At 60.7% G+C, this 24,543-nt stretch carries 15 protein-coding genes and 5 pseudogenes; all 20 read left to right on the forward strand.

Going from position 1 to position 24,543, the window contains the following annotated elements:
• The first annotated feature begins 131 nt into the window (after positions 1-131).
• The 20 genes and pseudogenes from OMP38_RS24175 (at position 132) to dapA (ending at position 24,360) form a co-directional block, all read left to right on the forward strand.
• Positions 132-4,448 carry a PolC-type DNA polymerase III gene (locus OMP38_RS24175; protein ID WP_277567344.1) on the forward strand — a complete coding sequence of 1,439 codons (4,317 nt, stop codon included), beginning with the start codon at positions 132-134 and terminating at the stop codon, positions 4,446-4,448.
• A gap of 226 nt (positions 4,449-4,674) precedes the next feature.
• A pseudogene (gene rimP, locus OMP38_RS24180) lies at positions 4,675-5,137 on the forward strand (ribosome maturation factor RimP).
• 26 nt (positions 5,138-5,163) lie between these two features.
• Entirely contained in the window at positions 5,164-6,261 is a 1,098-nt protein-coding gene (gene nusA, locus OMP38_RS24185; RefSeq protein ID WP_277567345.1) for a transcription termination factor NusA, read from the forward strand.
• Between the two features lie 48 nt (positions 6,262-6,309).
• Positions 6,310-6,631: pseudogene (gene rnpM / locus OMP38_RS24190) on the forward strand (RNase P modulator RnpM).
• On the forward strand, positions 6,615-6,947 hold the full coding sequence (locus tag OMP38_RS24195) for a L7Ae/L30e/S12e/Gadd45 family ribosomal protein (protein ID WP_277567346.1): 333 nt from the start codon (positions 6,615-6,617) through the stop codon (positions 6,945-6,947). Before rnpM ends, OMP38_RS24195 begins: the two are co-directional and overlap by 17 nt.
• Positions 6,940-10,014 (forward strand): translation initiation factor IF-2, encoded by a 3,075-nt coding sequence (gene infB, locus OMP38_RS24200; RefSeq protein WP_277567347.1) that lies wholly within the window; start codon positions 6,940-6,942, stop codon positions 10,012-10,014. Before OMP38_RS24195 ends, infB begins: the two co-directional genes overlap by 8 nt.
• A 34-nt stretch (positions 10,015-10,048) precedes the next feature.
• Complete coding sequence (gene rbfA, locus OMP38_RS24205; protein WP_090115762.1) at positions 10,049-10,405, forward strand: 30S ribosome-binding factor RbfA; 357 nt, start codon at positions 10,049-10,051, stop codon at positions 10,403-10,405.
• Entirely contained in the window at positions 10,402-11,406 is a 1,005-nt protein-coding gene (locus OMP38_RS24210) for a DHH family phosphoesterase (protein ID WP_277567348.1), read from the forward strand. Before rbfA ends, OMP38_RS24210 begins: the two co-directional genes overlap by 4 nt.
• A pseudogene (truB, locus tag OMP38_RS24215) lies at positions 11,384-12,317 on the forward strand (tRNA pseudouridine(55) synthase TruB). The gene OMP38_RS24210 and the pseudogene truB overlap by 23 nt, the downstream one beginning before the upstream one ends.
• 57 nt (positions 12,318-12,374) lie before the next feature.
• Complete coding sequence (locus OMP38_RS24220) at positions 12,375-13,349, forward strand: bifunctional riboflavin kinase/FAD synthetase (RefSeq protein ID WP_277567349.1); 975 nt, start codon at positions 12,375-12,377, stop codon at positions 13,347-13,349.
• A gap of 171 nt (positions 13,350-13,520) precedes the next feature.
• Positions 13,521-13,790, forward strand: coding sequence for a 30S ribosomal protein S15 (gene rpsO / locus OMP38_RS24225; RefSeq protein WP_090115765.1), 270 nt, complete (start codon positions 13,521-13,523; stop codon positions 13,788-13,790).
• A gap of 168 nt (positions 13,791-13,958) precedes the next feature.
• Positions 13,959-16,064 (forward strand): polyribonucleotide nucleotidyltransferase, encoded by a 2,106-nt coding sequence (gene pnp, locus OMP38_RS24230; protein WP_277567639.1) that lies wholly within the window; start codon positions 13,959-13,961, stop codon positions 16,062-16,064.
• A gap of 201 nt (positions 16,065-16,265) precedes the next feature.
• Entirely contained in the window at positions 16,266-17,321 is a 1,056-nt protein-coding gene (locus tag OMP38_RS24235; protein ID WP_277567350.1) for a polysaccharide deacetylase family protein, read from the forward strand.
• 92 nt (positions 17,322-17,413) lie between these two features.
• Positions 17,414-18,676 carry a M16 family metallopeptidase gene (locus OMP38_RS24240; RefSeq protein WP_277567351.1) on the forward strand — a complete coding sequence of 421 codons (1,263 nt, stop codon included), beginning with the start codon at positions 17,414-17,416 and terminating at the stop codon, positions 18,674-18,676.
• Positions 18,658-19,101: a dUTP diphosphatase gene (gene dut, locus OMP38_RS24245; RefSeq protein ID WP_277567352.1), complete on the forward strand. Its 444-nt coding sequence runs from the start codon at positions 18,658-18,660 to the stop codon at positions 19,099-19,101. Before OMP38_RS24240 ends, dut begins: the two co-directional genes overlap by 19 nt.
• A gap of 395 nt (positions 19,102-19,496) precedes the next feature.
• A pseudogene (gene dpsA, locus OMP38_RS24250) lies at positions 19,497-20,385 on the forward strand (dipicolinate synthase subunit DpsA); the annotation flags it as partial.
• A 6-nt stretch (positions 20,386-20,391) separates the two neighbouring features.
• Complete coding sequence (locus tag OMP38_RS24255) at positions 20,392-20,988, forward strand: dipicolinate synthase subunit B (protein WP_277567640.1); 597 nt, start codon at positions 20,392-20,394, stop codon at positions 20,986-20,988.
• A gap of 49 nt (positions 20,989-21,037) precedes the next feature.
• A complete protein-coding gene (locus OMP38_RS24260) occupies positions 21,038-22,078 on the forward strand; it encodes an aspartate-semialdehyde dehydrogenase (RefSeq protein WP_277567353.1) in 1,041 nt (346 codons plus the stop codon).
• Positions 22,079-22,209: 131 nt separating this feature from the next.
• Positions 22,210-23,428 (forward strand): annotated as a pseudogene (gene dapG / locus OMP38_RS24265) (aspartate kinase).
• A 56-nt stretch (positions 23,429-23,484) separates the two neighbouring features.
• Positions 23,485-24,360: a 4-hydroxy-tetrahydrodipicolinate synthase gene (gene dapA, locus OMP38_RS24270; protein WP_277567354.1), complete on the forward strand. Its 876-nt coding sequence runs from the start codon at positions 23,485-23,487 to the stop codon at positions 24,358-24,360.
• Positions 24,361-24,543 lie beyond the last annotated feature (183 nt).

Raw genomic sequence — 24,543 nt, forward strand, 5'->3', positions numbered from 1 at the left:
CAAAGTCTATCAGTTAGAATAATAGAACAAGTACGAGAACAGAAAGCTTCCCGACTTTAACCTGCCGCAGGATCGCCTTGCGGGAGCGAAGTCGGGGGCTTTTGTTGTTGAAAGGGATGAAGACTCCGATTATGTTGCCGAAGCCCGATCAGAGGAAAAGATTCGAACTGCTGCTGGCGCAAGCGGAGATTCCGGGCGATTGGATCGACGCTCATTTCCGCGACGGTTACATAGAAAGAGTAGAAGTGAGCAAGGCAAGCCGCAGTTGGCGGTTTCACTTCGTGATGGAATCGCTGCTGCCTCCGCCCGTTTACGCCGGATTCCACAGCCGCGTACGGGACAAGCTCGGTCATCTTGCGCAGATCCAGATGTGCCTGCGCCATAGTGAAGCCGTCGCTACGAGCGAACTGCTGCTGCATTACTGGCCGCTGTTCGTCGAATGGATGCAAGGCGAGTTCGCATCGGTCAACGGCTGGCTGGGCAAAGCAAGGCCCGAGACGGAAGGCGAACTGTTGACCTTGTTCATGCTGAACGAGGCGAGCCTGGAGATGGCGCGCAAGAAGACCGTCGATACGTATGCGGCCAAGTTTTTCGAGGAGCGCTTCGGCCGCGCCTGCCGGATCAAGCTGGCCGTGGGCGAAAAGCAGCAGGAAGCCGTCGAGGCGTTCATGCAGCGGCAGCTCGAAGAAGAGCGGCTGCACGTCCGCAAGCTTATGGAGAGCATGCCCGACGAGACGCCGCCGGAGGACACCGGCGGAGAAGCGCCCCAATCGCTGCAGCATGGCTACGAGATCAAGGACGACGCGGTGCCGATCCAGAACATTCAAGAGGAAGAAAAGAAAGCGACCGTGCAGGGCACGGTGTTCGGCCTGGAGGTCAAGGAGCTCCGCAACGGCAATACGCTCTACCAATTCCATGTGACCGACTATACCGATTCGCTCACCGTCAAGATGTTCGGCAAAACGAAGGAAGACGTCAAAATGCTGAACCTTCTTGCGAACGGCAAATGGGTGAAGCTGCGCGGGCGCGTCGAATACGACCGGTTCCTCAATCCGCCGGAGCTCGTCATGATGCCGAGCGATTTGAAGGAGATCAACGGACCGAAGCCGCGCAGGGACGAGTCGACCGACAAGCGCGTCGAGTTTCACTTGCACACGTCCATGAGCACGATGGACGCGATCGCGCCGGTCGACGCTTATATCAAGACGGCCGCCAAGTGGGGGCACAAGGCGATCGCCGTCACCGACCATGCGAACGTGCAGTGCTTCCCCGAAGCCGCTAAGGCCGCGAAGAAAAACGGGATCAAGATGATCTACGGCGTAGAGGCCAACGTCGTGAACGACGCGGTAGACATCGTGCTGAACGCCCGCGACACGGTGCTCGCGGACGAGACGTTCGTCGTATTCGATATCGAGACGACGGGCCTGTCGGTCACGGCGAACAAAATCATCGAGCTCGCGGGCGTCAAAGTGAAGGAAGGCCGGGAGATCGGCCGCTTCTCCACGTTCATCGACCCGCACGAGCCGATTCCGTACAACATCCAGCAGCTTACGAGCATTACGGACGAGATGGTCGCCGGCGCGCCGGAGCTTGAGCCGAAGCTGACCGAATTCCTCGAATTCGTCGGCGACGCCGTGCTGGTCGCGCACAATGCCCGATTCGATATCGGCTTCATCCAGCACAACTGCAAGCAGCTCGGACTGCCGCAGCCGGGCAACCCCGTGCTCGATACGCTGGAGTTGGCGCGGTATTTGCATCCGACGATGAAAAACCATCGGTTAAATACGCTGTCTAATCTATATAAAGTCAGCCTTGAGAACCATCACCGCGCCATCGACGATACGATCGCCCTGGCCGGCGTGCTCGAGGGGCTGCTCAAGGACGCGCAGACCCGAGGCATCACCCGGATGGCGCGGCTCAACGAAGTGAACGAGAACAGCTGGAAAACGACGCGTCCGTTTCATTGCTGCATTTACATGCTGAACGCGACCGGCAAAAAGAACTTGTACAAGCTGATCTCGCTGTCGCATACGGACTATTTCCACCGCGTCGCCTGCATTCCCCGAAGCAAGCTCATCGAGCATCGGGAAGGTCTGCTTATCGTCTCGGGCTGCGAAAAGGGCGAATTTTACGAAGCGGTGCTGAACAAGTCGGAGGAAGAGGCTGCCGAGGTCGCCGAGTTCTACGACATTCTCGAGATTCAGCCGCTCGATTTTTATATGCACCTGCTGGACAAGGGGCTCGTGGGGAGCAGGGCCGAGCTCGAGCAGTCGCTGCGCAAGATCGTCGCCATCGGCGAACGGCTCGGCAAGCCGGTCGTCGCGACAGGCAACGCGCATTACCTGGAGCCGAGGGACAAGCTGTACCGCGACATCACGATTCATGGCATTACGGGCTTCAGCCCGCTGAAGGACCAGCGCAAGCCGGACGCGCATTTCCGGACGACGCCGGAGATGCTGGACGCCTTCGCTTTTCTCGGCAAGGACAAAGCGTTCGAGGTCGTCGTGACCAACACGAACGAACTGGCGGACCGCTTCGAGGACATCAAGCTGTTCCCCGACGAGCTGTTCACGCCGAACATCGAGGGCGCCGACGAAGAGATCCGCAATACGTGCTACGCGACCGCGCGCAGCCTGTACGGCGAGGATCTGCCGCAGGTGGTCATCGACCGGCTGGAAAAGGAGCTCGTGCCGATCATCAAATACGGCTTCTCGGCGAACTACCTGATTTCCGAGCGGCTCGTCAAAAAATCCAACCGGGACGGCTATCTCGTCGGCTCGCGGGGATCGGTCGGCTCGAGCGTCGTCGCGACGTTCCTCGGCATTTCCGAGGTCAACCCGCTGCCCGCGCACTACCTTTGCCGCAACGCCGCGTGCAAGCACCAGGAATGGTTCCTCGACGGCAGCGTGCCGAGCGGGTTCGACTTGCCTGACAAAGCCTGCCCGGACTGCGGCACGATGATGCGCGGCGAAGGACAGGACATTCCGTTCGAGACGTTCCTCGGCTTCAAGGGGGACAAGGTTCCCGATATCGACTTGAACTTTTCCGGCGAATACCAGCCGCACGCGCATAACTTCACCAAAGAGATGTTCGGGGAGAAAGGCGTATTCCGGGCGGGCACGATCGGCACGGTCGCGGAGAAGACCGGCTTCGGCTTCGCGAAGAAGTATCAGGAGGAGCACGGCAAAAGCTGGCGCGGCGCCGAGCTGAACCGTCTTGCGCAGGGCGTGACGGGCGTAAAGCGGAGCACGGGCCAGCATCCCGGGGGCATCGTCGTCGTACCGGATTATATGGAAGTCGAAGATATCACGCCGGTCCAGTATCCGGCGGACGATACGAGCGCGGAGTGGAAAACGACCCATTTCGACTACCACGCCTTCGACGCCAACCTGCTCAAGCTCGATATTCTGGGGCACGACGACCCGACGATGATGCGGATGCTCCAGGACTTGACCGGCGTCGATCCGACGACGATTCCGATGAACGATCCGAAGGTCATGAGCCTGTTCAACTCGGTCGAGGCGCTCGGCATCCAGCCGAGCCAGATCAAATCCCAGGTCGCCACCTTCGGCGTGCCGGAGATGGGCACCCGGTTCGTTCGCCAGATGCTGGAGGAGACGAAGCCTTCGTCGTTTGCCGACTTGCTGCAAATATCGGGACTGTCGCACGGCACGGGCGTATGGCTGGGCAATGCCCAGGAGCTCATCAAAAACGGCACCTGCACGATCAAGACCGTTATCGGCTGCCGCGACGACATCATGCTGTTTCTCATCTACAAGGCGGGCATGGACGCGTCGCTCGCCTTCAAGATTACGGAGAGCGTGCGGAAGGGCAAGGGGCTTACGCCCGAATGGATCGAAGAGATGAAGCGCTGCGGCGTGCCGCAGTGGTATATCGACTCCTGCCTGCGGATCGAGTACATGTTTCCGAAGGCCCACGCCGCCGCTTACGTCATCTCGGCCGTGCGGACCGCCTATTTCAAGCTGTATTATCCGATTCATTATTATGCGACGTACTTTTCGGTTCGGGCGGCCGATTTCGACGTCGAGTTGTTCTGCCAAGGATACGACGCGATCCTGAAGGGAATGACGGAGATCGAGGCCAAGGGGTTCCAGGCGCTGCCGAAGGAAAAGAACATGATTCCGATCCTCGAGATGGGGCTGGAAATGACCGCGAGAGGCTTCAAGGTGAAGCCGCTGGACCTGTACCGGTCCGACGCCACCCGCTTCATCGTAGACGGCGACGCGCTCATCCCGCCGTTCTCGGCGGTCGCCGGCATCGGCGAAAACGCGGCGCGCAACATTGCCGCTTCGCGCGCCGACGGTGACTTCCTGTCGATCGAGGACTTCCAGCAACGCTCCAAGGCGTCGAAGACGATCATCGAGCTGCTGACGACGATGGGCTGCTTCCGCGGCTTGCCCGAATCCAACCAGCTGGCGTTGTTCTAAGGCTTGCGCATTCGGATGCGATGAAGCCGGCCGTCCTCCGCACCCCGGGCTTCCTGAATATTGCATTGCAAGGGGCCTGGCGGTTATGGTATATTATTTCTGGTAATCATGTGGATATCACTGTCTGCAGAAGAGTGGGGAAACCCACTCTTTACGTTTTGCATAGGCACTTTTGCATGTGCGATTCCGCAGATATCCATTTGAAGCAATCGGGAGGTCTGGTCATTTGAGCGTTTCAAAGATCAAATCCGCGGTCGAGCAGCTGGTCGCCCCCCTTCGTGGAGGAGAACGGCTTCGAACTGGTGGATGTAGAATACGTCAAGGAAGGCAGCAATTACTTTCTGCGCGTATTCGTGGACAAGGCGGGCGGCATCGATATCGACGACTGCGGCCGGGTGTCCGAATATTTAAGCGGGAAGCTCGACGAAGCCGACCCGATCCCCGAAGCTTACTTCCTCGAAGTGAGCTCACCGGGCGCCGAACGTCCCCTGAAGAAAGCGGAGGACGTCGCTTCTGCTGTCGGCAAACATGTATTCGTTACGACCTATGAGCCGGTGGACGGCGCCAAGGAATTCGAAGGCAGCCTGGACGGGTTCGACGGCAGCGTGCTGACCGTGACCGTCGGACGCAAGCGCCATGAGATTCCTTACGATAAAGTGGCTTCCGCGAGGCTGGCCATCGTCTTTTAAAATGCGAGAGGAGGAGAGTAGCAGCCATGAGCATGGAGTTTATTGAAGCCTTAGGCGAGATCGAGCGCGACAAAGGCATCGCCAAGGATGTCCTCATCGAGGCCATCGAAGCGGCACTTATCTCCAGCTATAAACGCAATTTCAATACGGCGCAAAACGTTCGCGTCGATATCAACCGCAATACCGGCCTGATCAAAGTGTACGCGCGCAAGACCGTCGTCGACGAGGTGCTCGACCCGCGCCTCGAGATCGCGATCGACGCGGCCCGTTCCATCAATCCGCACTATCAGATCGAGGATATCGCCGAGATCGAGGTGACGCCGCGGGATTTCGGACGGATCGCGGCGCAGACGGCCAAGCAGGTCGTGACCCAGCGCATCCGCGAGGCGGAGCGCGGCCTGATCTACCACGCGTACGTGGACAAAGAGCAAGACATCGTGACCGGCATCATCCAGCGAATCGACATGCGCAACCTTTACGTCGACCTAGGCAAGGTCGAGGCGGCGCTGCCGCTCACCGAGCTCATGCCGACCGACAAGTTCAAGCAGGGCGACCGGGTGAAGTCTTATATCACGAAGGTCGAGAATACGAGCAAAGGGCCGCAGATCATCCTCTCGCGGACGCATCCCGGACTGCTCAAGCGCTTGTTCGAGCTCGAGGTGCCCGAGATTTTCGACGGCACGGTCGAGATCCGTTCGGTCGCGCGCGAAGCGGGCTTCCGCTCCAAGATCGCGGTCCACTCGCGCGCGGACGAGGTCGATCCGATCGGCTCCTGCGTCGGACAGAAGGGCGTGCGGGTACAGACGATCGTGAACGAACTTAAGGGCGAGAAGATCGACATCGTCCGCTGGTCCGATTCCGTCGAGGAATACGTCGCCAACGCGCTCAGCCCGTCCAAGGTGCTCGAAGTCATCGTGTTCGAGGCCGAAAAGATGGCGCGCGTCATCGTGCCGGACTACCAGCTGTCGCTGGCGATCGGCATCAAGGGACAGAACGCGCGGCTCGCGGCGAAGCTGACCGGGTGGAAGATCGATATCAAGAGCGAGACGCAGGCGGAGCAGGAATACGGACGGCCGCGGACCGAAGGCGACGCGATGCACCAGGACAGCGTGACGATCGATTAATTTTCAAGCGGCAATCATATAGACGGTCCGCATGGGAGGCGAGGAACCTTGAGACCGAGGAAGATACCGCAGCGCAAATGCATCGCGAGCCAGGAAATGATGCCTAAAAAAAGAGCTCATCCGCATCGTCCGGTCGCCGACGGGGGAGATCTCCCTCGATCTGACGGGCAAAAAGCCCGGAAGGGGCGCCTATCTGTGCGGCAAGCTGTCCTACTTCAAGCTGGCCAAGAAGACGAAGGCGCTGGAGCGTGCGCTGAAGGCGCCCGTGCCGCCCGAGGTTTACGACAGGCTGGAGGAAGAATTTTTAAAGCTGGAAGGCGAATTCATTGCCGCGAAGGAGTTGGATAACGGCGATGACGACGAACGATAAGACGCTGTCGCGCCTGGGGCTCGCCATGCGGGCGGGCAAGCTCGTCTCGGGCGACGAGACGGTGCTCAAGAGCATCCGCGCGGGCGAAGCGAAGCTGGTGGTGATCGCCCGGGACGCTTCCGACAATACGCGCAAGAAAGTGGCGGACAAATGCGCAAGCTATGGCGTAGAGCTAATGACGGGCTACTCCCGGTACGACCTGGGAGGCGCCGTCGGCAAGCCCGAACGCGTGCTGTTCGCCGTCACGGACCAAGGCTTCGCGAATCTCGTTCGCGAGGGCTTCGTTCAACATTCGGAGGTGGAGAATATTGAGTAATAAACAATCGGATAACAAAGATAAGCTGCGGGTGTACGAATACGCCAAGCAGCTGAATATGAGCAGCAAAGAAGTGCAGAAGATTCTCGAGCGGGTAGGCAAGCCGGTCAACAACCATATGAGCGTCATGGAAGACGGCATGGTCGCGTCCGTGGAGAAGTTTTTCCGCGACGTCAAGGCGAATGCCGCGGCCAAGATGGCGCAGAACAAGCCTGCGGGCAACCGCCCGGCAGGCGAGCAAGGCGGGCAGAACCGTCAAGGCAGCGGCCAGCAGCCGGCGCGCCGCTCCGAGGAAGCTGCTTCTGTGGCTTCCCGCCCGGCTCAACCTGCGCCGACGGCGCCATCGCCTGCTCCCGCTCCCGCAGCTCAGCAAGCATCGGAGCCGGCCCCGCAAGCTGCTGCGCCTTCGCAGCCTAGCAACGCTAGCGGCACCGCTTCTTCGGCGCCTGCCTCGGATCGTCCGCAGAGCGGCAGTCAAGGAAGCGGCCAAGGCGGCGGCTATCAAGGCAACCGTCAAGGCGGCGGCCAGGGCGGCGGCGGCTATCAGGGCAACCGTCCATCGGGCGGCCAAGGCGGCGGCGGTTACCAAGGCAATCGTCCATCGGGCGGCCAGGGCGGCGGCGGCTATCAGGGCAACCGTCCATCGGGCGGCCAAGGCGGCGGCGGTTACCAAGGCAATCGTCCATCGGGCGGCCAAGGCGGCGGCGGCTACCAAGGCAGCCGTCCATCGGGCGGCCAAGGCGGCGGCGGCTATCAAGGCAATCGTCCGTCGGGCGGCCAAGGCGGCGGCGGCTACCAAGGCAACCGTCCTGCGGGCGGTCAAGGCGGCGGCTACCAAGGCAACCGTCCATCGAGCGGCCAAGGCGGCGGCGGCTACCAAGGCAATCGTCCTGCGGGCGGTCAAGGCGGCGGCTATCAAGGCAATCGTCCTGCGGGCGGTCAAGGCGGCGGCGGTTATCAAGGCAGCCGTCCTGCGGGCGGTCAAGGCGGCGGCGGCTACCAAGGCAACCGTCCTGCGGGCGGCGGCGGTTTCGGCGGCGGCGGCGCGGGCAGAGGTCCGGCACCGGCTCCGGCGGCAGCGGCAGGACGCGGCGGTCAAGGCGGCGGCTTCGGCAGCCGTCCGGGCGGCCAGCGCAGCGACAACCGCGGCGGGGACAATCGCGGCGGCGGCTTTAACCGAGATGGCGGCGCGAAGCGCAAGGACAACGACTTCAACAGGCGCTTCGAGGAGACCGGACGCGGCGGGCCGCGCAAGGGCAAAGGCGGCAAGAACGCCAAGGGCCGCAACCTGCCTCCGCGCGAGAAGATCGACAACACGCCGAAGAAGATCATCGTCCGCGGCGAGATGACCGTAGGGGATCTGGCCAAGCTGCTTCACAAGGACGCTTCCGAGGTCATCAAGAAGCTGTTCATGATGGGCGTCATGGCGACGATCAACCAGGATCTCGACATGGACACCATCCTGCTCATCGCCGGCGAATTCGGCGTCGAAGTCGAAGTCAAGATCGCGGTCGAAGACACGAACTTCGAGACGATCGAGGAAACGGACGAAGAGGCCGATCTGATTACCCGTCCTGCTGTCGTTACGATCATGGGCCACGTCGACCACGGCAAGACCACGCTGCTGGACGCGATCCGCGAGACGCAGGTCGCGAGCGGCGAAGCCGGCGGCATCACCCAGCACATCGGCGCTTATCAGGTCGAAGTGCACGGCAAAAAAATTACGTTCCTGGATACGCCGGGCCACGAAGCGTTCACGACGATGCGTGCGCGCGGCGCCCAGGTTACCGATATTACGATTCTGGTCGTCGCGGCCGACGACGGCGTCATGCCGCAGACGGTCGAAGCGATCAACCACGCGAAGGCGGCGAACGTGCCGATCATCGTGGCGGTCAACAAGATCGACAAGCCGGGCGCGAATCCCGACAAGGTGAAGCAGGAGCTGACCGAATACGGTCTCGTTCAAGAAGCTTGGGGCGGCGACACGATCTTCGTCGAACTGTCCGCCAAGCAGCGCCTGAACCTCGACGGCTTGCTCGAGATGATCCTTCTCGTGTCCGAAGTGAACGACTACAAGGCCAATCCCGACAAGCGCGCGCGCGGCACGGTCATCGAAGCCGAGCTCGACAAGGGCAAGGGGCCGATCGCACGTATCCTCGTTCAGAACGGCACGCTTAAGGTCGGCGACGCGTTCGTCGCGGGCGACTGCTTCGGACGGATCCGCGCCATGACCAACGACCGCGGACGCCGGGTCAAGGAAGCCGGACCTTCCACGCCGGTCGAGATCACCGGCTTAACGGAAGTGCCGCAAGCGGGCGATCCGTTCATGGTGTTCGAGGACGAGCGCAAGGCGCGCGAGATCGCCGACAAGCGGTCGATCAAGACGCGTCAGGAATCGATGCGTTCCAATCAGAAGGTCACGCTCGAAGATCTGTTCAGCAAGATCAAGGAAGGCGAGATCAAGGATCTGAACGTCATCCTGAAGGCGGACGTTCAAGGCTCGCTCGAAGCGCTCAAGGGCTCCCTCGAGAAGATCGAAGTCGAAGGCGTGCGCGTCAAAACGATCCACAGCGGCGTCGGCGCGATTACCGAGTCGGACGTATCGCTTGCGCTCGCGTCGGCCGCGATCATCATCGGCTTCAACGTTCGTCCGGAGCCGCGCGCCGCGCAGGCAGCGGAGCAGGAAAAGGTCGACCTGCGTCTCCACCGCATCATCTACAAGGTGATCGAGGAGATCGAACAGGCGATGAAGGGCATGCTCGATCCGGTATTCAAGGAGAAGGTCATCGGCCACGCCGAGGTCCGCGAGACGTTCAAGGTCAGCAAGGTCGGCACGATCGCCGGCTGCATGGTCACGGACGGCAAGGTCGCCCGCAACGCCGAAGTGCGCCTCGTGCGCAGCGGCGTCGTCGCCTTCGAAGGCAAGATCGATTCCCTCAAGCGGTTCAAGGATGACGCGAAGGAAGTTTCGGAAGGCTATGAATGCGGCATTACGCTCGACAAGTTCAACGATCTTCAGATCGGCGACGTTCTCGAAGCGTTCATCATGGAGTCCGTCGAGCGTTAATCCGCGCATGAAGCAGGGAAGAGGGGGATGGACAGTGGCTAAATTCCGCGTCGGCCGTGTCGGCGAACAGATCAAGAAAGAGATCAGCTCGCTGATCCAGACCGAACTGAAGGATCCGCGCATCGGCTTTATTACGGTGACGGGAGTCGACGTGACGGGAGATCTGTCCCAGGCTCGCGTATATCTAAGCATATTGGGCAGCGACGAACAAAAAGAGGCGACGCTGCATGCGTTGGCCAAGGCCAAAGGGTTCCTTCGTTCGGAGCTCGGCAACCGCATGCGCCTGCGGCATACGCCCGAGATCGAATTCCGGTTCGACAGCTCGATCGCGTACGGCAGCAGGATCGAAGCGCTTCTGGCCGATATCAACAAAGGAAATCAGCCTTCATGAACGCCTGGATAGAACAGCTCGACGCCGCGATCGACTTTATCCGGAAGCGGGACGACTTTCTCGTCGTCTCGCACGTTCAGCCCGACGGCGACGCCATCAGCTCCACGGTGGCAGTCGCCTGGCTGCTGGGCAAGTTGGGCAAAAGCTACGCCATGTACAATGAAGGCCCCGTTCCCGAACGCCTGCATTACTTGATCGGGAGCGACCAGATCCAGACGAACGCGTCCGGCGAAGCCGGGCGCGCCTATCGTCATGTCATCGCGGTCGATTGCGCGGATTTTAGCCGCGTCGGCAACGCGACGGAGCGGTTCGACGAGAACTTCGAGATGCTGAACATCGATCATCATCCGACCAACAACGGCTTTGGCCTCGTTAACTTGCTGCGCCCGGATGCCGCCGCGACGGCCGAGATCTTGTACGAATTGATCGAGCGTACGGGCGCGGCGCTGGACAAGGATGCAGCGACGGCGATCTATACGGGCATGCTCACCGATACCGGCGGATTCCGATACAGCAATACGACGCCGAACGTGCTGGCGATCGCTTCGCGCCTGATCGATCTCGGCGTGGACGGCCCGATGTTGGCCGAACTGCTGCTGGAGCGGATGACGCTGCAGCAGATGCTCGTCCTTCAACGGGCGCTGTCCCGTCTGTCTTTCAGCGAAGACAAGCGAATCGCCTGGCTTTGGGTGACGCCCGAGGATATGACGGAGACCGGGGCCAAAAACGAGGATTTGGAAGGGATCGTAAACTTTCCTCGCAACGTCGAGGGCGTCGAAGTCGGCATCCTGTTCAAGCAAAACGCGGAAACTTCGGTGAAAGTCAGCCTTCGATCGGCGGGGAAGGTCGACGTCGCGGCCGTCTCCCAGCAATTCGGCGGCGGCGGTCATGTGCGCGCTGCGGGTTGCAAATTGTCCGCGCCGCTCGAGGATGCGGTCGGTCAATTGACGGCAGCCGTAAGAAAGGCGTTGGAATCGCATGACGCAAGCCAAAACGCATAGCTTCGAAGGCGTGCTGGCGGTATGGAAGCCCGCCGGCTGGACGTCCCACGACGTCGTGGCCAAAGCCCGGCGCATTCTCGGCGTCAAGCGGATCGGCCATACCGGCACGCTGGACCCGGCCGTGACCGGCGTGCTGCCGATTTGCATCGGCAGGGCGACGCGAATGGTGGAGTACTTGCAGGAGCTCCCCAAGACGTACGAGGCGACGATCCGGTTCGGCATCGCCACCGATACCGAGGACTTGACCGGCGAGGTGCTGGAAACGCGCGACGCCGGCGAATTGACGGAAGCCGCGATCAGGGAGACGATTCTCTCTTTTGTCGGCGACATTATGCAGGTGCCGCCGATGGTTTCCGCTTTGAAGATCGACGGCAAGCGGCTATACGAGCTGGCGAGAGAAGGCGTGACGATCGAACGCCCGGCGCGCCCGGTGACGATTCACGAGATCCGGATCGGGGGAGATCAAGACCGGCGTGCCGCAGCCCGAGGCGTCGTTTTCGGTTCGCTGCTCGAAGGGCACTTACATCCGCACGCTTTGTGTCGATATCGGCCGCAAACTTGGCGTACCTGCCGCGATGGCCGTTCTGAAGCGGACGGAAAGCGCGGGGCTCGCGCCAGACGACAGCTTGACGCTCGAGGAGATCGCGCGCTTGCGGGAGAGCGGAGAACTGGGAAACCGGCTCGTTCCGGCTGACAGCCTCGTTCCGTTTCCGCGCGCGACCGGCGGATCGGCGGCGGCATCGAACGCGCGGCAGGGAAAGCCGATTCCGTTCGAGCTGCTCGCCCCGGTGCCCGACCAGGCCGGTTTGTGGCGCCTCTATCGCGATGACGGCGCTTTTCTGGGCCTGTTCGAGTCGGATATGCCGGGCCGACGGCTCAAGGCTGTCAAAGTATTTCATCCGGAAGAGTGACTTACGGACCGCCTGACGGCGGTCCGCGCTCTTTCGAAGATGCGGGAGGACGGCAGGGTGGAACGTTACGATTTGACTCATACGATGTTGACGGTGGACGGCGGGCTGCCGCCCGGCGCCTGCCGGGACCGCATCACGCTGGCGATCGGTTTTTTCGACGGCGTGCACAGAGGGCACGCCGAGGTGATCCGCCAGGCGGTGGCGTCCGCGAGAGAGCAGGGCTTCGCGCCTGCCGTGCTGACGTTCAGCCCGCATCCGCGAACCGTGCTCGGCAAGGACGGCTACCATACCGTTCTGACGCCGCTTGAGGACAAGCTGGCGCTGTTCGCGGAGCTGGGCGTCGAGTTGGCTTATGTCGTGGCGTTCGATCACGGCTTTGCGGAAGTGTCTGCGGAGAGCTTCGTTAGGCGCCTGCTGCTGCCGCTGGGGGTCCGAAGCGCCGTCGTCGGTTTCGACTTCAGGTTCGGCCACCGCGGTCAAGGCGACGCGGAAGCGCTCCGGCGACTTAGCGAAGGCGCCATCTCGGTTCGCGTCGTCGAGCCGGTCTTCGAAGGCGACGCCAAGATCAGCAGCACCCGGATTCGCGCATGTCTGGCGGCCGGCGATTGCGAAGCGGCAGCCTTGCTGCTCGGACGACCTTACGCGATTTCGGGCGAGATCGTCCACGGCGACGCGCGCGGCCGCTTGCTCGGCTTTCCGACGGCCAATATGCAGCCGGCCGTGCAGTACGTCATTCCGCGGCATGGCGTCTACGCGGTAACCGTTGGCGGCGCGGACGATGAGGCGCGCGTGTTGGGCGGCGTCATCAACGTCGGCGTTCGACCGACGTTCGACGCGCCGGGCGGCGCGCCGAGGCTCGAGACCAATCTGTTCGATTTCGAAGGCGATCTGTACGGGCGTACGCTGACCGTGCGGTTCCACCGCTTTTTGCGACCGGAGACGAAGTTCGCTTCCTTCGACGAGCTCAAGTCGCAGATCGGCAGAGACGCCGAGCAGGCCCGCGAGGAGCTGCGTTTGCTCGGTTTGCGCTGAGGCAGCCGCATCGGATTGAGACGCTTGTTGCTATGATTATAGACATTGTGCTATACTATTGAACGTTGTCGGCAGTGCCGGCTTCACATGAACCTTGGCTTGGCCGGACGCTCTCACCGGCGCCAGCTCGGCCACAGGCGATTAGACAAATCGAACACGGAGGTGATTGGGATGGCATTGACGCAAGAGCGCAAACAAGAACTGATCGAGCTGCACAAGACGCACGCTTCGGACACCGGATCCCCGGAAGTTCAAATCGCGATCCTGACGGAAAACATCAACAATCTGACGACCCACTTCAGGTCCCACAAAAAGGACCACCACTCGCGCCGCGGCCTGCTTAAGATGGTCGGCCAACGTCGCAAGCTGCTGGCATACCTGAAGAACAAGGACGTCAAGCGTTACAGCGCGCTGATCGAGAAGCTCGGCCTGCGCCGTTAATTCGCTTCGCGACACAAGCAACCTGCTTAGCCAGTCGGGCATCGGCCCGGGGCGGCGGGTTGCTTTTTTCAAGCTTAGGGGTTGTTACCGGCGCCTAAGAATCGTCCGGCAGGAAATAATAGAGCGTATGTCGAATTTACATATGTCTAATTTAGAGGAGGGATTGCACTGGCACACCAAGTAGAGATGTCGCTCGGCGGCCGCCCGTTATCATTGGAGACGGGACGTCTGGCGAAGCAGGCGAACGGCGCCGTTGTCGTCCGCTACGGAGATACGGTCGTTTTATCTACGGTCACGGCTTCTTCCGGACCGAAGGACCTGGATTTTTTCCCGCTCACCGTCAACTATGAAGAAAAATTGTACGCCGTCGGCAAAATTCCGGGAGGCTTCATCAAGCGCGAAGGCCGTCCCAGCGAAAAAGCCATCCTGGCTTCCCGCTTGACCGACCGCCCGATCCGCCCGCTGTTCCCCGAGGGCTTCCGCAACGACGTGCAAATCGTCAGCCTCGTCATGAGCGTGGACCAGGACTGCCCGCCGGAGATCGCGGCGATGATCGGCACGTCCGCGGCGCTCGCCATCTCCAACGTTCCGTTCGACGGCCCGATCGGCGGCGTCATCGTCGGCCGAGTCGGCGGCAAGTTCATCATTAACCCGACCGTCGCCGAGGAAGAAAAAAGCGACATGCACGTCGTCGTGGCAGGCACGAAGGACGCGATCATGATGGTCGAAGCCGAAGCCGACGAAGTGCCGGAAGCCGACGTGCTCGAAGCGATCATGTTCGGCCACGAAGAGATCAAGAAGATCGTGGACACGATTAATGAGCTCGTCGCCGTCGCAGGCCAGCCGAAGATGGAGGTCAAGCTGCATGCCGTGGACGCCGCCGTCGAGAGCGACGTCAATGCGTTTGCCCAAGCGAGGCTCGTCGAAGCTGTCCGCATCGAAGAAAAGCATGCCCGCCAAGAAGCGATCGACACGATCAACGCCGAGACGGTCGAGCATTTCTCCGCAGTCTACGCGGACGAGCCAGGCAAGCTCGGCGACGTCAAGGAAGTGCTCTACGACATCGTCAAAAACGAAGTGCGCCGCCTGATCACGCACGACAAGGTACGCCCAGACGGCCGCAAGCCGGAAGAGATCCGTCCGATCTCCGGCGACGTATCGCTGCTGCCGCGCACGCACGGCTCCGGCCTCTTCACCCGCGGGCAGACCCAAGCGCTCAGCATCTGTACGCTCGGTCCGCTCGGCGAAGTGCAAATTCTCGACGGCATCGGCCTCGAAGAATCCAAGCGCTTCATGCACCACTACAACTTCCCGCCGTTTTCGGTCGGCGAAGCCCGTCCGCTCCGCGCGCCGGGACGCCGCGAGATCGGTCATGGCGCACTCGGCGAGCGCGCGCTGCTGAAAGTTATCCCGTCCGAAGCCGAGTTCCCGTATACGATCCGCCTCGTTTCCGAAGTGCTCGAATCCAACGGGTCGACTTCCCAGGCGAGCATCTGCGCCAGCACGCTGGCGATGATGGACGCAGGCGTGCCGATCAAGGCGCCTGTCGCGGGCGTAGCGATGGGTCTCATCAAGGACGGCGATCACTTCACGATCCTGACGGACATTCAAGGAATGGAAGACCATCTTGGCGACATGGACTTCAAGGTGGCAGGCACGGCGAAGGGCGTCACCGCGATCCAGATGGATATCAAGATCGACGGCATCGACCGTTCCATCCTGACCCAGTCGCTCGAGCAGGCGAAGGAAGGCCGTATGTTCATCCTCGGCAAGATGATGGAAGTCATGACCGAGCCGCGCAAGGAACTGAGCAAATACGCGCCGAAGATCATTACGATGCACATCAATCCGGACAAAATCCGCGACGTCATCGGCTCCGGCGGCAAGATCATCAACAAAATCATCGAGGATACCGGCGTCAAGATCGATATCGAGCAGGACGGCACCGTCTACATCGCTTCCTCGGATGCGGCTGCCAACGACAAAGCGCGCTCGATCATCGAAGGCATCGTCCGCGAAGCCATCGTCGGCGAGACGTATCTAGGCACGGTCAAGCGCATCGAGAAGTTCGGCGCATTCGTCGAGATCCTGCCGGGCAAGGACGGCCTGGTTCACATCTCCCAGCTGTCGACCGAGCGCGTAGCCAAGGTCGAAGACGCCGTCGCCATCGGAGACAAGATCATGGTCAAGGTCACCGAGATCGACAACATGGGCCGCGTCAACTTGTCCCGCAAGGCGATGCTCACGGCCGAGCAGGTACAGAGCGGCCAGTAATGGCCGCCAGCCCATCCAACCGAATACCACAAGCAAAAGAGACCGGTTTTTTCAGTCTCTTTTTTTATTTGGTTATAAATCGCTTGCCGCAGTCGGGTGATCTCCGCTCGCGGTCCCGTTTCATATTATTCGCCTTATTTGCATAGGATGTAGACAAGCGATGGGCGCGTCCGCGCCCGGATGGGAGGCTGGGAATCAGCCATGAGCAAAACGCGTTGGCCATCTGCAGTTATGCTGGCGCTGCTCGTCCTATTGCTCGGGGCGGGGCGGTACGGTCCGCTGCACGCCTTCGTGGAATCCGCCAAGTCCGCGAGCGGAAAGGCGACGTACGCGGAGACGGGATTCCTCGGCAATAGGGGGCGGCAGGCGGCGGAAGAGCAAGCGGTTGGGGGAAAACCACTGAAAGCGTGGTTGAAGGCGGAAGCGCAAAAGCGCGCGATTCCGCCGAGGGACGCCGTTCTCGACCGCGTGTGGAAAGCAATACCGGGGTATAACGGCAGAACGGTGGACGTGGAAGCGACATATGCCAAAGCAGTCGCCGCGGGTTGGACGGCCGAGTCCGCATCGGCTGCGCCTGATAAGGTGCCATGGGTGTTCAAGGAGATCGCGCCAAAAGTATCGCTGCGGGATCTGCCGCCTTCGCCGGTCTATCGCGGCAATTCGGCCAAGCCTGCGGTCGGTCTGATGATCAATGTCGCATGGGGCAATGAATATTTATCTTCTATATTAAATACGTTGGACGAAGAGCATGTGAAAGCGACGTTTTTCCTCGACGGAAGCTGGCTAAGCAAAAACAAGGATGCGGCGGAAGAGATTAAAAGGCGCGGTCACGAGGTATCCAATCACGCGTACTCCCACAAAAACATGAGTACGATTACGGACGCCAAGCAGCTCGAAGAGATCGCAAAGACGCAAACGCTGCTGAAAAAGACGCTGGATATCGACAATCGCTTATTCGCGCCTCCCTCCGGCGATTTTGACGCCAGAACGGTACGGATCGCCGCCGGCCTCGGTCTGACCACCGTCCTGTGGACGTTGGATACCGTGGACTGGAAGCGTCCGCCCGCTGCGGGCGTCGTCGCCAAGATCGCGGCCGGCGTAGGTCCGGGCACGCTTATTCTCATGCATCCGACATCGACGACGGAGCAAGCGCTGAAGGGAATCATCCGTCAGTCCAGGGCGAAGGGGCTCGTACCGGGAACGGTATCCGAGGTGCTGTCCGAACGCCGGTTGGATGCCGCGGCGCCGGGTAATTAATTGTTCATGGAGTCGCTTTGGGCGCATCTTCGGTTGTGAGGGATGTCGATTTTTGATATCATGTTATCATTCATGGCAAGGGGGGAGAACGGTTGAACAAGTACACGCTGAAGAACGGCTTGCGCGTGATGATCGAGAATATCCCGACCAGCAGGTCGGTCGCGTTCGGCATTTGGGTGAAGACGGGGTCCCGATACGAGACGACGGCGGACAACGGAATCTCGCATTTCGTCGAACATATGCTGTTCAAGGGCACGCGCCGCCATTCGGCGAAGGATATCGCCGACCGCTTCGACGGGATCGGCGGCAACGTCAACGCCTTCACCGCCAAGGAGTACACCTGCTATTACGCCAAGGTTCTCGATCAGCATTTGCCGATCGCCGTGGATATTTTGTCGGACATGTTCTTCGAATCCCAACTCGCCGAAGAAGAGCTGGCGAAGGAAAAGAACGTGATCCTCGAAGAAATCGCCATGTATGACGATACGCCGGACGACACGGTTCACGACCTGGCTTCGACGGCGGCGTTCGGCGATCACCCGCTGGCTTACTCGATCCTGGGAACCGCAGAGCGCCTCCACGCGATGGGACCGGACGATTTGCGAGGCTACATGTCGCGCAGGTATACGATCGAAAATACGGTCGTCAGCCTCGCGGGCAATGTGGACGAGAGCGTGTTGAATTTGCTCGAAAAACACTTCGGCGATTTTGCGATTCACTCGAAAGCGCCTACGTTGTCCGCGCCCGCATTCAGGCCGGATGCGCTGTTCCATGCCAAAAAGACGGAGCAGAACCATTTGTGCCTTACCTTCCCGGGCTGTCCGATCGACGATCCGAAGATGTATGCGATGACGCTGCTCAACAATGCGATCGGCGGCGGCATGAGCTCGCGTCTGTTTCAGGAAATTCGGGAAAAACGCGGGTTGGCTTATTCGGTCTATTCGTACCATACGAGCTATGCGGACAGCGGGCTGTTCACCGTTTACGCGGGCACGGCGCCGAAGCAGACGCGGGACGTATACGATCTGACGATGGAGATGCTCGCCGAAGTGCATGCCAAAGGACTGAGCGAAGCCGAAGTGAGCCGCGGCAAGGAGCAGCTCAAGGGCAACCTTATCTTAAGCCTCGAGAGCACGAGCAGCCGCATGAACCGGCTCGGCAAAAACGAGCTGATGCTCGGACGGCATCTGTCGCTCGACGAGATGATCGAACGGATCGATGCCGTCACGATGGACGACGTCGCGCACATAATGAACCGTATTATGAGTCAGCCGGCGGCTTTGGCGCTCGTCGGCTCGCAAGAAAAGGTGTTGTCGGGAATAGGGGAGGGAGTTCGTTGTATCCAATCCAGTTGAAGCGGCTGCCGGGGAATGAGGACGTTCCGCTGCCTCGCCGCATGTCCGAATGGGCGGCGGGATTCGATCTGCACGCCGCGGTCGCCGAACCGGTCGTGCTCGCGCCGGGCGAGCGGGCTTTGATCCCGGCGGGCTTCGCGATGGCGATGCCCGCCGAACTCGAGGCGCAGATCAGGCCGCGCAGCGGTCTGGCCTACAAGCACGGCATTACCTGCCTGAACTCGCCGGGAACGATCGATGCGGATTACCGCGGCGAAGTGAAGGTGCTGCTCGTGAATTTGGGACAGCAGCCTTTCGCGATCGAGCGCGGCGAGCGCATCGCGCAGATGGTATTCCAGCGGGTGCCGCAGGTCGCGATCGAGGAGACCGACGAGCTGCCGGATACGGTACGCGGCGCAGGCGGCTTCGGACATACGGGCGTTTGAACGTAAACGTCTTGCAGGGTATGCATGCCCTGCAAGACGTTTTTTCATGGCCTGTGAAAGCGTTAGCGTCCCTCGGCGGTCTAATGTTGCGAATGGAGGCCGGGTCGCGTGACGAAGTAAGGAGGAACGAGGCCGATCGGCCCGTTGGCAATGGACGGCCGGCCGGCCGTTGAATAAGATCGTACGGCGCGAGGCGAAAAACCGCTTCGCGCTTTTTTGTCGCCCATTGCGGCAACGCCTTGCTCCGCACCTGCCGGGGGGCGTCTGCATACGATGATCTATGCAAGTCGCGATGCGTGCCGCCCGAGCCGCGACGCCATCGCCCGGGAGGCATCGATCTGGGCCGTCTGCGCTGAGGAAGCCGCTAGGCGCCAAGGTCAAAGGAGGGAGAAGCCATGCTTACGGGCGTGCATATTATCGTCGCCGGAGGCGACGCGCGGCAGCTCGAAGTCATTCGAAGGCTTACCGAGCTGGATGCGACGGTAACGCTGATGGGATTCGAGCGTCTCGACACGCCTTTTTCCGGCGTGACCAAGGCGGAGTGGACGCCGGATGCGCTTAGAAGCGCCGACGCGCTGCTGCTGCCGGTGGCCGGCACGGAAGAGGACGGTGCGATTTCGGCGATTTTCACGGATCGAGAATTGAAGTTGACGGACGATCACGCGGCCGCTTTGCCGAAAACCTGCAAGGTTTACACCGGGCTCGCAAGGAGCCATTTGCGCAAGCTCGGAGAGAAGCACCGGCTGACGGTCGTGGAGCTCTTCGAACGGGACGACGTGGCCATTTACAATTCGATTCCGACGGCGGAAGGCGCCTTGATGATGGCGATTCAGCATACGGACATTACGATTCACGGTTCGAGATGCATGGTGCTCGGACTGGGCCGAACGGGGATGACGATGGCCCGCACGCTGCAGGGGCTGGGGGCGTCCGTGATGGCTGGCGTGCGTCGGGAAGACGCATTCGCGAGGGCGTACGAGATGGGCTTCGAACCCTTCTACATCGCTGATTTGGCGCGTCTGGCGGGGAATATTGACTTGATTTTTAATACGATACCGAATATGATAGTCACAGCACAAGTGATCTCCAAACTTCCCCCTTCGCGCGGTCATTATCGACCTTGCATCCAAGCCCGGCGGCACCGATTTCCGGTTCGCGGAGAAGCGCGGCATCAAGGCGCTATTGGCACCCGGATTGCCCGGCATCGTCGCCCCCAAGACGGCAGGACGCATCATCGCGAACAGTCTGTGCCAGAGCATTCTGGACGACTACAAACAGGGGGGAAGCGCCATGAATTGGCAAGGAATCACGGTCGGGTACGCGTTATCCGGCTCGCATTGCACGTTGCCGGAGATTATGCCTCAGATCCAGCGCTTCGTAGATGCCGGGGCGAACGTCGTGCCGGTCGTCAGCCAGAGCGTACTGACGACGGACACCCGCTTCGGGGCGTCGGCGCATTGGCAGTCAGAGTTGACCCGCATGACGGGCAACGAGATCATCAGTACGATCGTGGACGCAGAGCCGCTCGGGCCTTCCAAGCGATTCGACGTCATGATCATCGCTCCCTGTACGGGCAATACGACGAGCAAGCTCGCCAACGCCATGACGGACGGACCGGTGCTGATGGCCGCCAAGGCCCAGATGCGCAACGGCAGGCCGCTCGTGCTGGCGATCTCCACGAACGACGGCCTCGGATTGAACGCCGCGAATATCGCCCGGCTGCTCGTCGCGAAGAACATTTTCTTCGTGCCTTTCGGCCAGGACAATCCGCAGCAGAAGCCCAACTCGCTCGTCGCCCGCATGGATCTGGCGATCGATACGTGCGAAGCCGCCCTTCAAGGCAGGCAGCTGCAGCCGATGATTATCGAACGGTTTTTATACGCTTGATCTTATCCATATAGAGATTTTCGCTTGATTAGAGGGGAGAGTCATCATCATGTCTACGCCTACGTTGTTTAACGTCGCCGTCGTGGGAGCCACCGGCGCCGTTGGGGAACAAATCTTGAAGCAGCTCGCAGCGCGAAACTTCCCCATCAAGGAACTGAAGCTTCTGTCTTCGGCGCGCTCCGCCGGAACGAAGATCGAATTCAAAGGCCGGACCTATACGGTTGAAGAAGCGACGCCGGACAGCTTCAAGGACGTCGAGATCGCGCTGTTCAGCGCGGGCGGCGACGTATCCAAGGCGCTTATTCCTCATGCGGTGGAGCATGGAGCCGTGTGCATCGACAATACGAACGCTTACCGGATGGACCCGACGACGCCGCTCGTCGTGCCTGAGGTCAATATCGGCAAGGTCGCGGAGCACAAGGGCATCATCGCGAACCCGAACTGCTCGACGATCCAGATGGTCGCGGCGCTCAAACCGCTTTACGACCGGTACGGTATTTCCCGCATCATCGTATCGACGTATCAAGCCGTGTCCGGCGCGGGCGCGCGCGCGATCGACGAGATGCTGCGTCAGTCGAAGGAAGTGCTCGCCGGCGTCGATCCGGAGCCGGACATTCTGCCGGTAGGTTCGCTGCCGGTCAAGCACCAGATCGCATTCAACGCCATTCCGCAGATCGACAAGTTCCAGGATAACGGCTTCACGCTCGAAGAGATGAAGATGATCCGGGAAACGAAAAAGATCATGGACGACGAGACGCTCGAAGTCACCGCGACTTGCGTCCGGATCCCGGTCGTATACGGCCACTCCGAATCGGTCTACGTCGAGCTGAAGCAAGACTTCGACGTCGGCGAAGTCAAGACATTGCTCGCAGGCGCTCCAGGCATCGTTCTGCAGGACGATCCGGACAGCCAGCTTTATCCGCTCGCGACCGACGCGGCGGGCAAAAACGAGGTGTTTGTCGGACGCGTCCGGCGCGACCTGTCCAACCCGCGCGCGCTCAATCTGTGGATCGTATCCGACAATCTGCTCAAAGGTGCCGCCTGGAACGCGGTTCAGATCGCCGAACACATCGCAGCTTCACGCGCCTAAATCGACAGCCCCAGCCCTTCCCGAAGCCGGGGAGGGCTGGTCTGACGGATGCGGTCTCATTCCCTTCCGCTCATGGGCGGCTGCCAAGACACCGTGGTTCCGACATTTTTGAGGCGAGGAAGGATGCATCGATGGTTACGGTTCAAAAATTCGGAGGGACGTCGCTGTCCGACGCTAACGCTCGGACGCACGTCCTCCGTCATATTCGGCGCGAATACGAGGCTGGTGCCGGTTTGGTCGTCGTCGTTTCCGCGATGGGGCGTTTGGGCGAGCCTTACGCGACGGACACCCTGCTCGAGTGGATCGGCTCGAACGGCGCCGGTTTGGCCGAAAGGGAGAAGGACTTGCTGATGAGCTGCGGAGAGTTAATCTCCGCAGCTACTTTATGCAGCTTGCTCGGCGCCCATGACCTGCCGAGCGTCGTTCTTACGGGCGCCCAAGCGGGAATCGTCACGGACGACAAGTTCGGCGCCGCGCGCATCGTCGAGGTGAAAACCGAGCGGATCCTCGCAAGTCTTGCGGAGGGCAAGATCGTCATCGTGACCGGATTTCAGGGGGGCCACGGCCGACGGGGAGATCACCACGCTCGGGCGCGGCGGAAGCGATACCTCGGCTACCGCGCTCGGCGCCGCGCTTCAAGCGGACGTGGTCGATATCTATACGGACGTGGACGGCATTTTGACGGCCGATCCGCGCGTCGTATCCGAAGCCCGTCAACTCGCCGTCGTCAGCTACGACGAGATTTGCAACATGGCCCATAACGGGGCGAAGGTCATTCATCCGAGAGCCGTCGAGATCGCGATGAGGGCGGGCATCCCCGTCCGCGTCCGCTCTACCTTTTCAGACGGAGAGGGGACGCTCGTCACGCATGCCAACGCGGCGGAAGGCCACATCGGTTGGAGCGACCGGACGGTGACGGGGCTGGCGCATGTCAAAGGCGTCACGCAAATCGCCGTTTCGGCTGGAGGCGCCTCTCTTAATCCGCAGCTTGAGGTGTTCCGGGCGATGGCGAGGAACGGCATCAGCGTTGACTTCATTAATGTCATGCCTGCCGGCGTTCTCTATACGGTGACGGACTTCGACGCGCCGCTCGCGGAGAAGCTGCTCGCGGAGATGGGCTTCGAACCGCGTGTACGCACCGGCTGCGCGAAGGTGTCGGTCATCGGCGGCGGCATGAACGGAGAGCCGGGCGTCATGGCGAAGATCGTGGAGGCGCTTGCCGAACGGCAGATCCCGATCTTGCAGTCCGCGGACTCGAACACGACGATTTGGGTGCTCGTGCAGGAGGAGGATATGGCGGCCGCGCTCACCGCGCTCCATTCCGCTTTTGCCCTGCATGCGGTATCATGAGAGCTAGAACGGAATTGACGATAGGGATCGGCTTATAGACGAAGGAGGACACGGGTATGGATTTCGGCCGCCTGATTACAGCGATGGTGACGCCTTTTAACGAGCAATTGCAAATTGATTGGGAAGCGACCGGTCGGCTGATCGACGAGCTGATCGAGGTTCAAAAGTCGGATAGTCTGGTCGTGTCCGGCACGACGGGCGAGTCGCCGACGCTGACGGAAGACGAAAAGCTGGAGCTGTTCCGCTTCTCGGTGCGCCGCGCCGCCGGACGCGCCAAGATCATCGCCGGTACGGGGAGCAACGACACGGCGCATTCCATTCATTTGAGCAAGCTTGCCGAAGAAGCTGGCGTCGACGGTTTGCTGCTCGTCGCTCCTTATTACAATAAGCCGAATCAAGAGGGCCTATACCTTCACTTCAAGGCCATCGCCGAATCGACGAAGCTTCCGGTTATTTTGTACAATGTGCCGGGACGCACCGTCGTGAGTTTGAGTACGTCCACGACGCTTAGACTCGCGCAGCTTCCGAACGTGGTGGCGACCAAGGAATGCGCGTCCATAGAGCAAATCACCGAACTTGTGGCAGGCGCGCCTGAAGGATTCCTCGTCTACAGCGGCGATGACGGCATTACGCTCCCGACGGTTGCCGTCGGCGGCTATGGCATCATTAGCGTGGCCAGCCATGTCGTCGGTGCCGAGATGAAGCAAATGATCGAGACCTTCCTCGAAGGACGATTCGCGGAGGCGGCCCAACTCAACGCCAAGCTTTTTCCGGTTTTCAAAGGCTTGTTTCAATGCCCGCATCCCGTGCCGAATCCTGTCGCCGTCAAGCACGCCCTTGCCGTCAAAGGGCTTAACGTCGGCGGCGTGAGGCTGCCCCTCGCTCCCGCTACCCCGGAAGAAAAGGACTTTGTCGCGGCTTTGTTCAACTGAACGTCAGTCGATCGATGGGTCTTATACCATACATGTTTCAAGCGACCGATGCCTCCGGCATCGGTTTTGCGTTAAATGGAGAAATTAATCGTATTCGGCCGTATTCGTTAGCCTGACTTGTACGAGTGGTTTGGCATCATGTATAATGGGGTGGAGTGAATGGGTGCGGCCAAAATTTGCAAC

Source organism: Cohnella ginsengisoli (assembly GCF_029525555.1).
GTDB classification, from domain to species: domain Bacteria; phylum Bacillota; class Bacilli; order Paenibacillales; family Paenibacillaceae; genus Cohnella; species Cohnella ginsengisoli.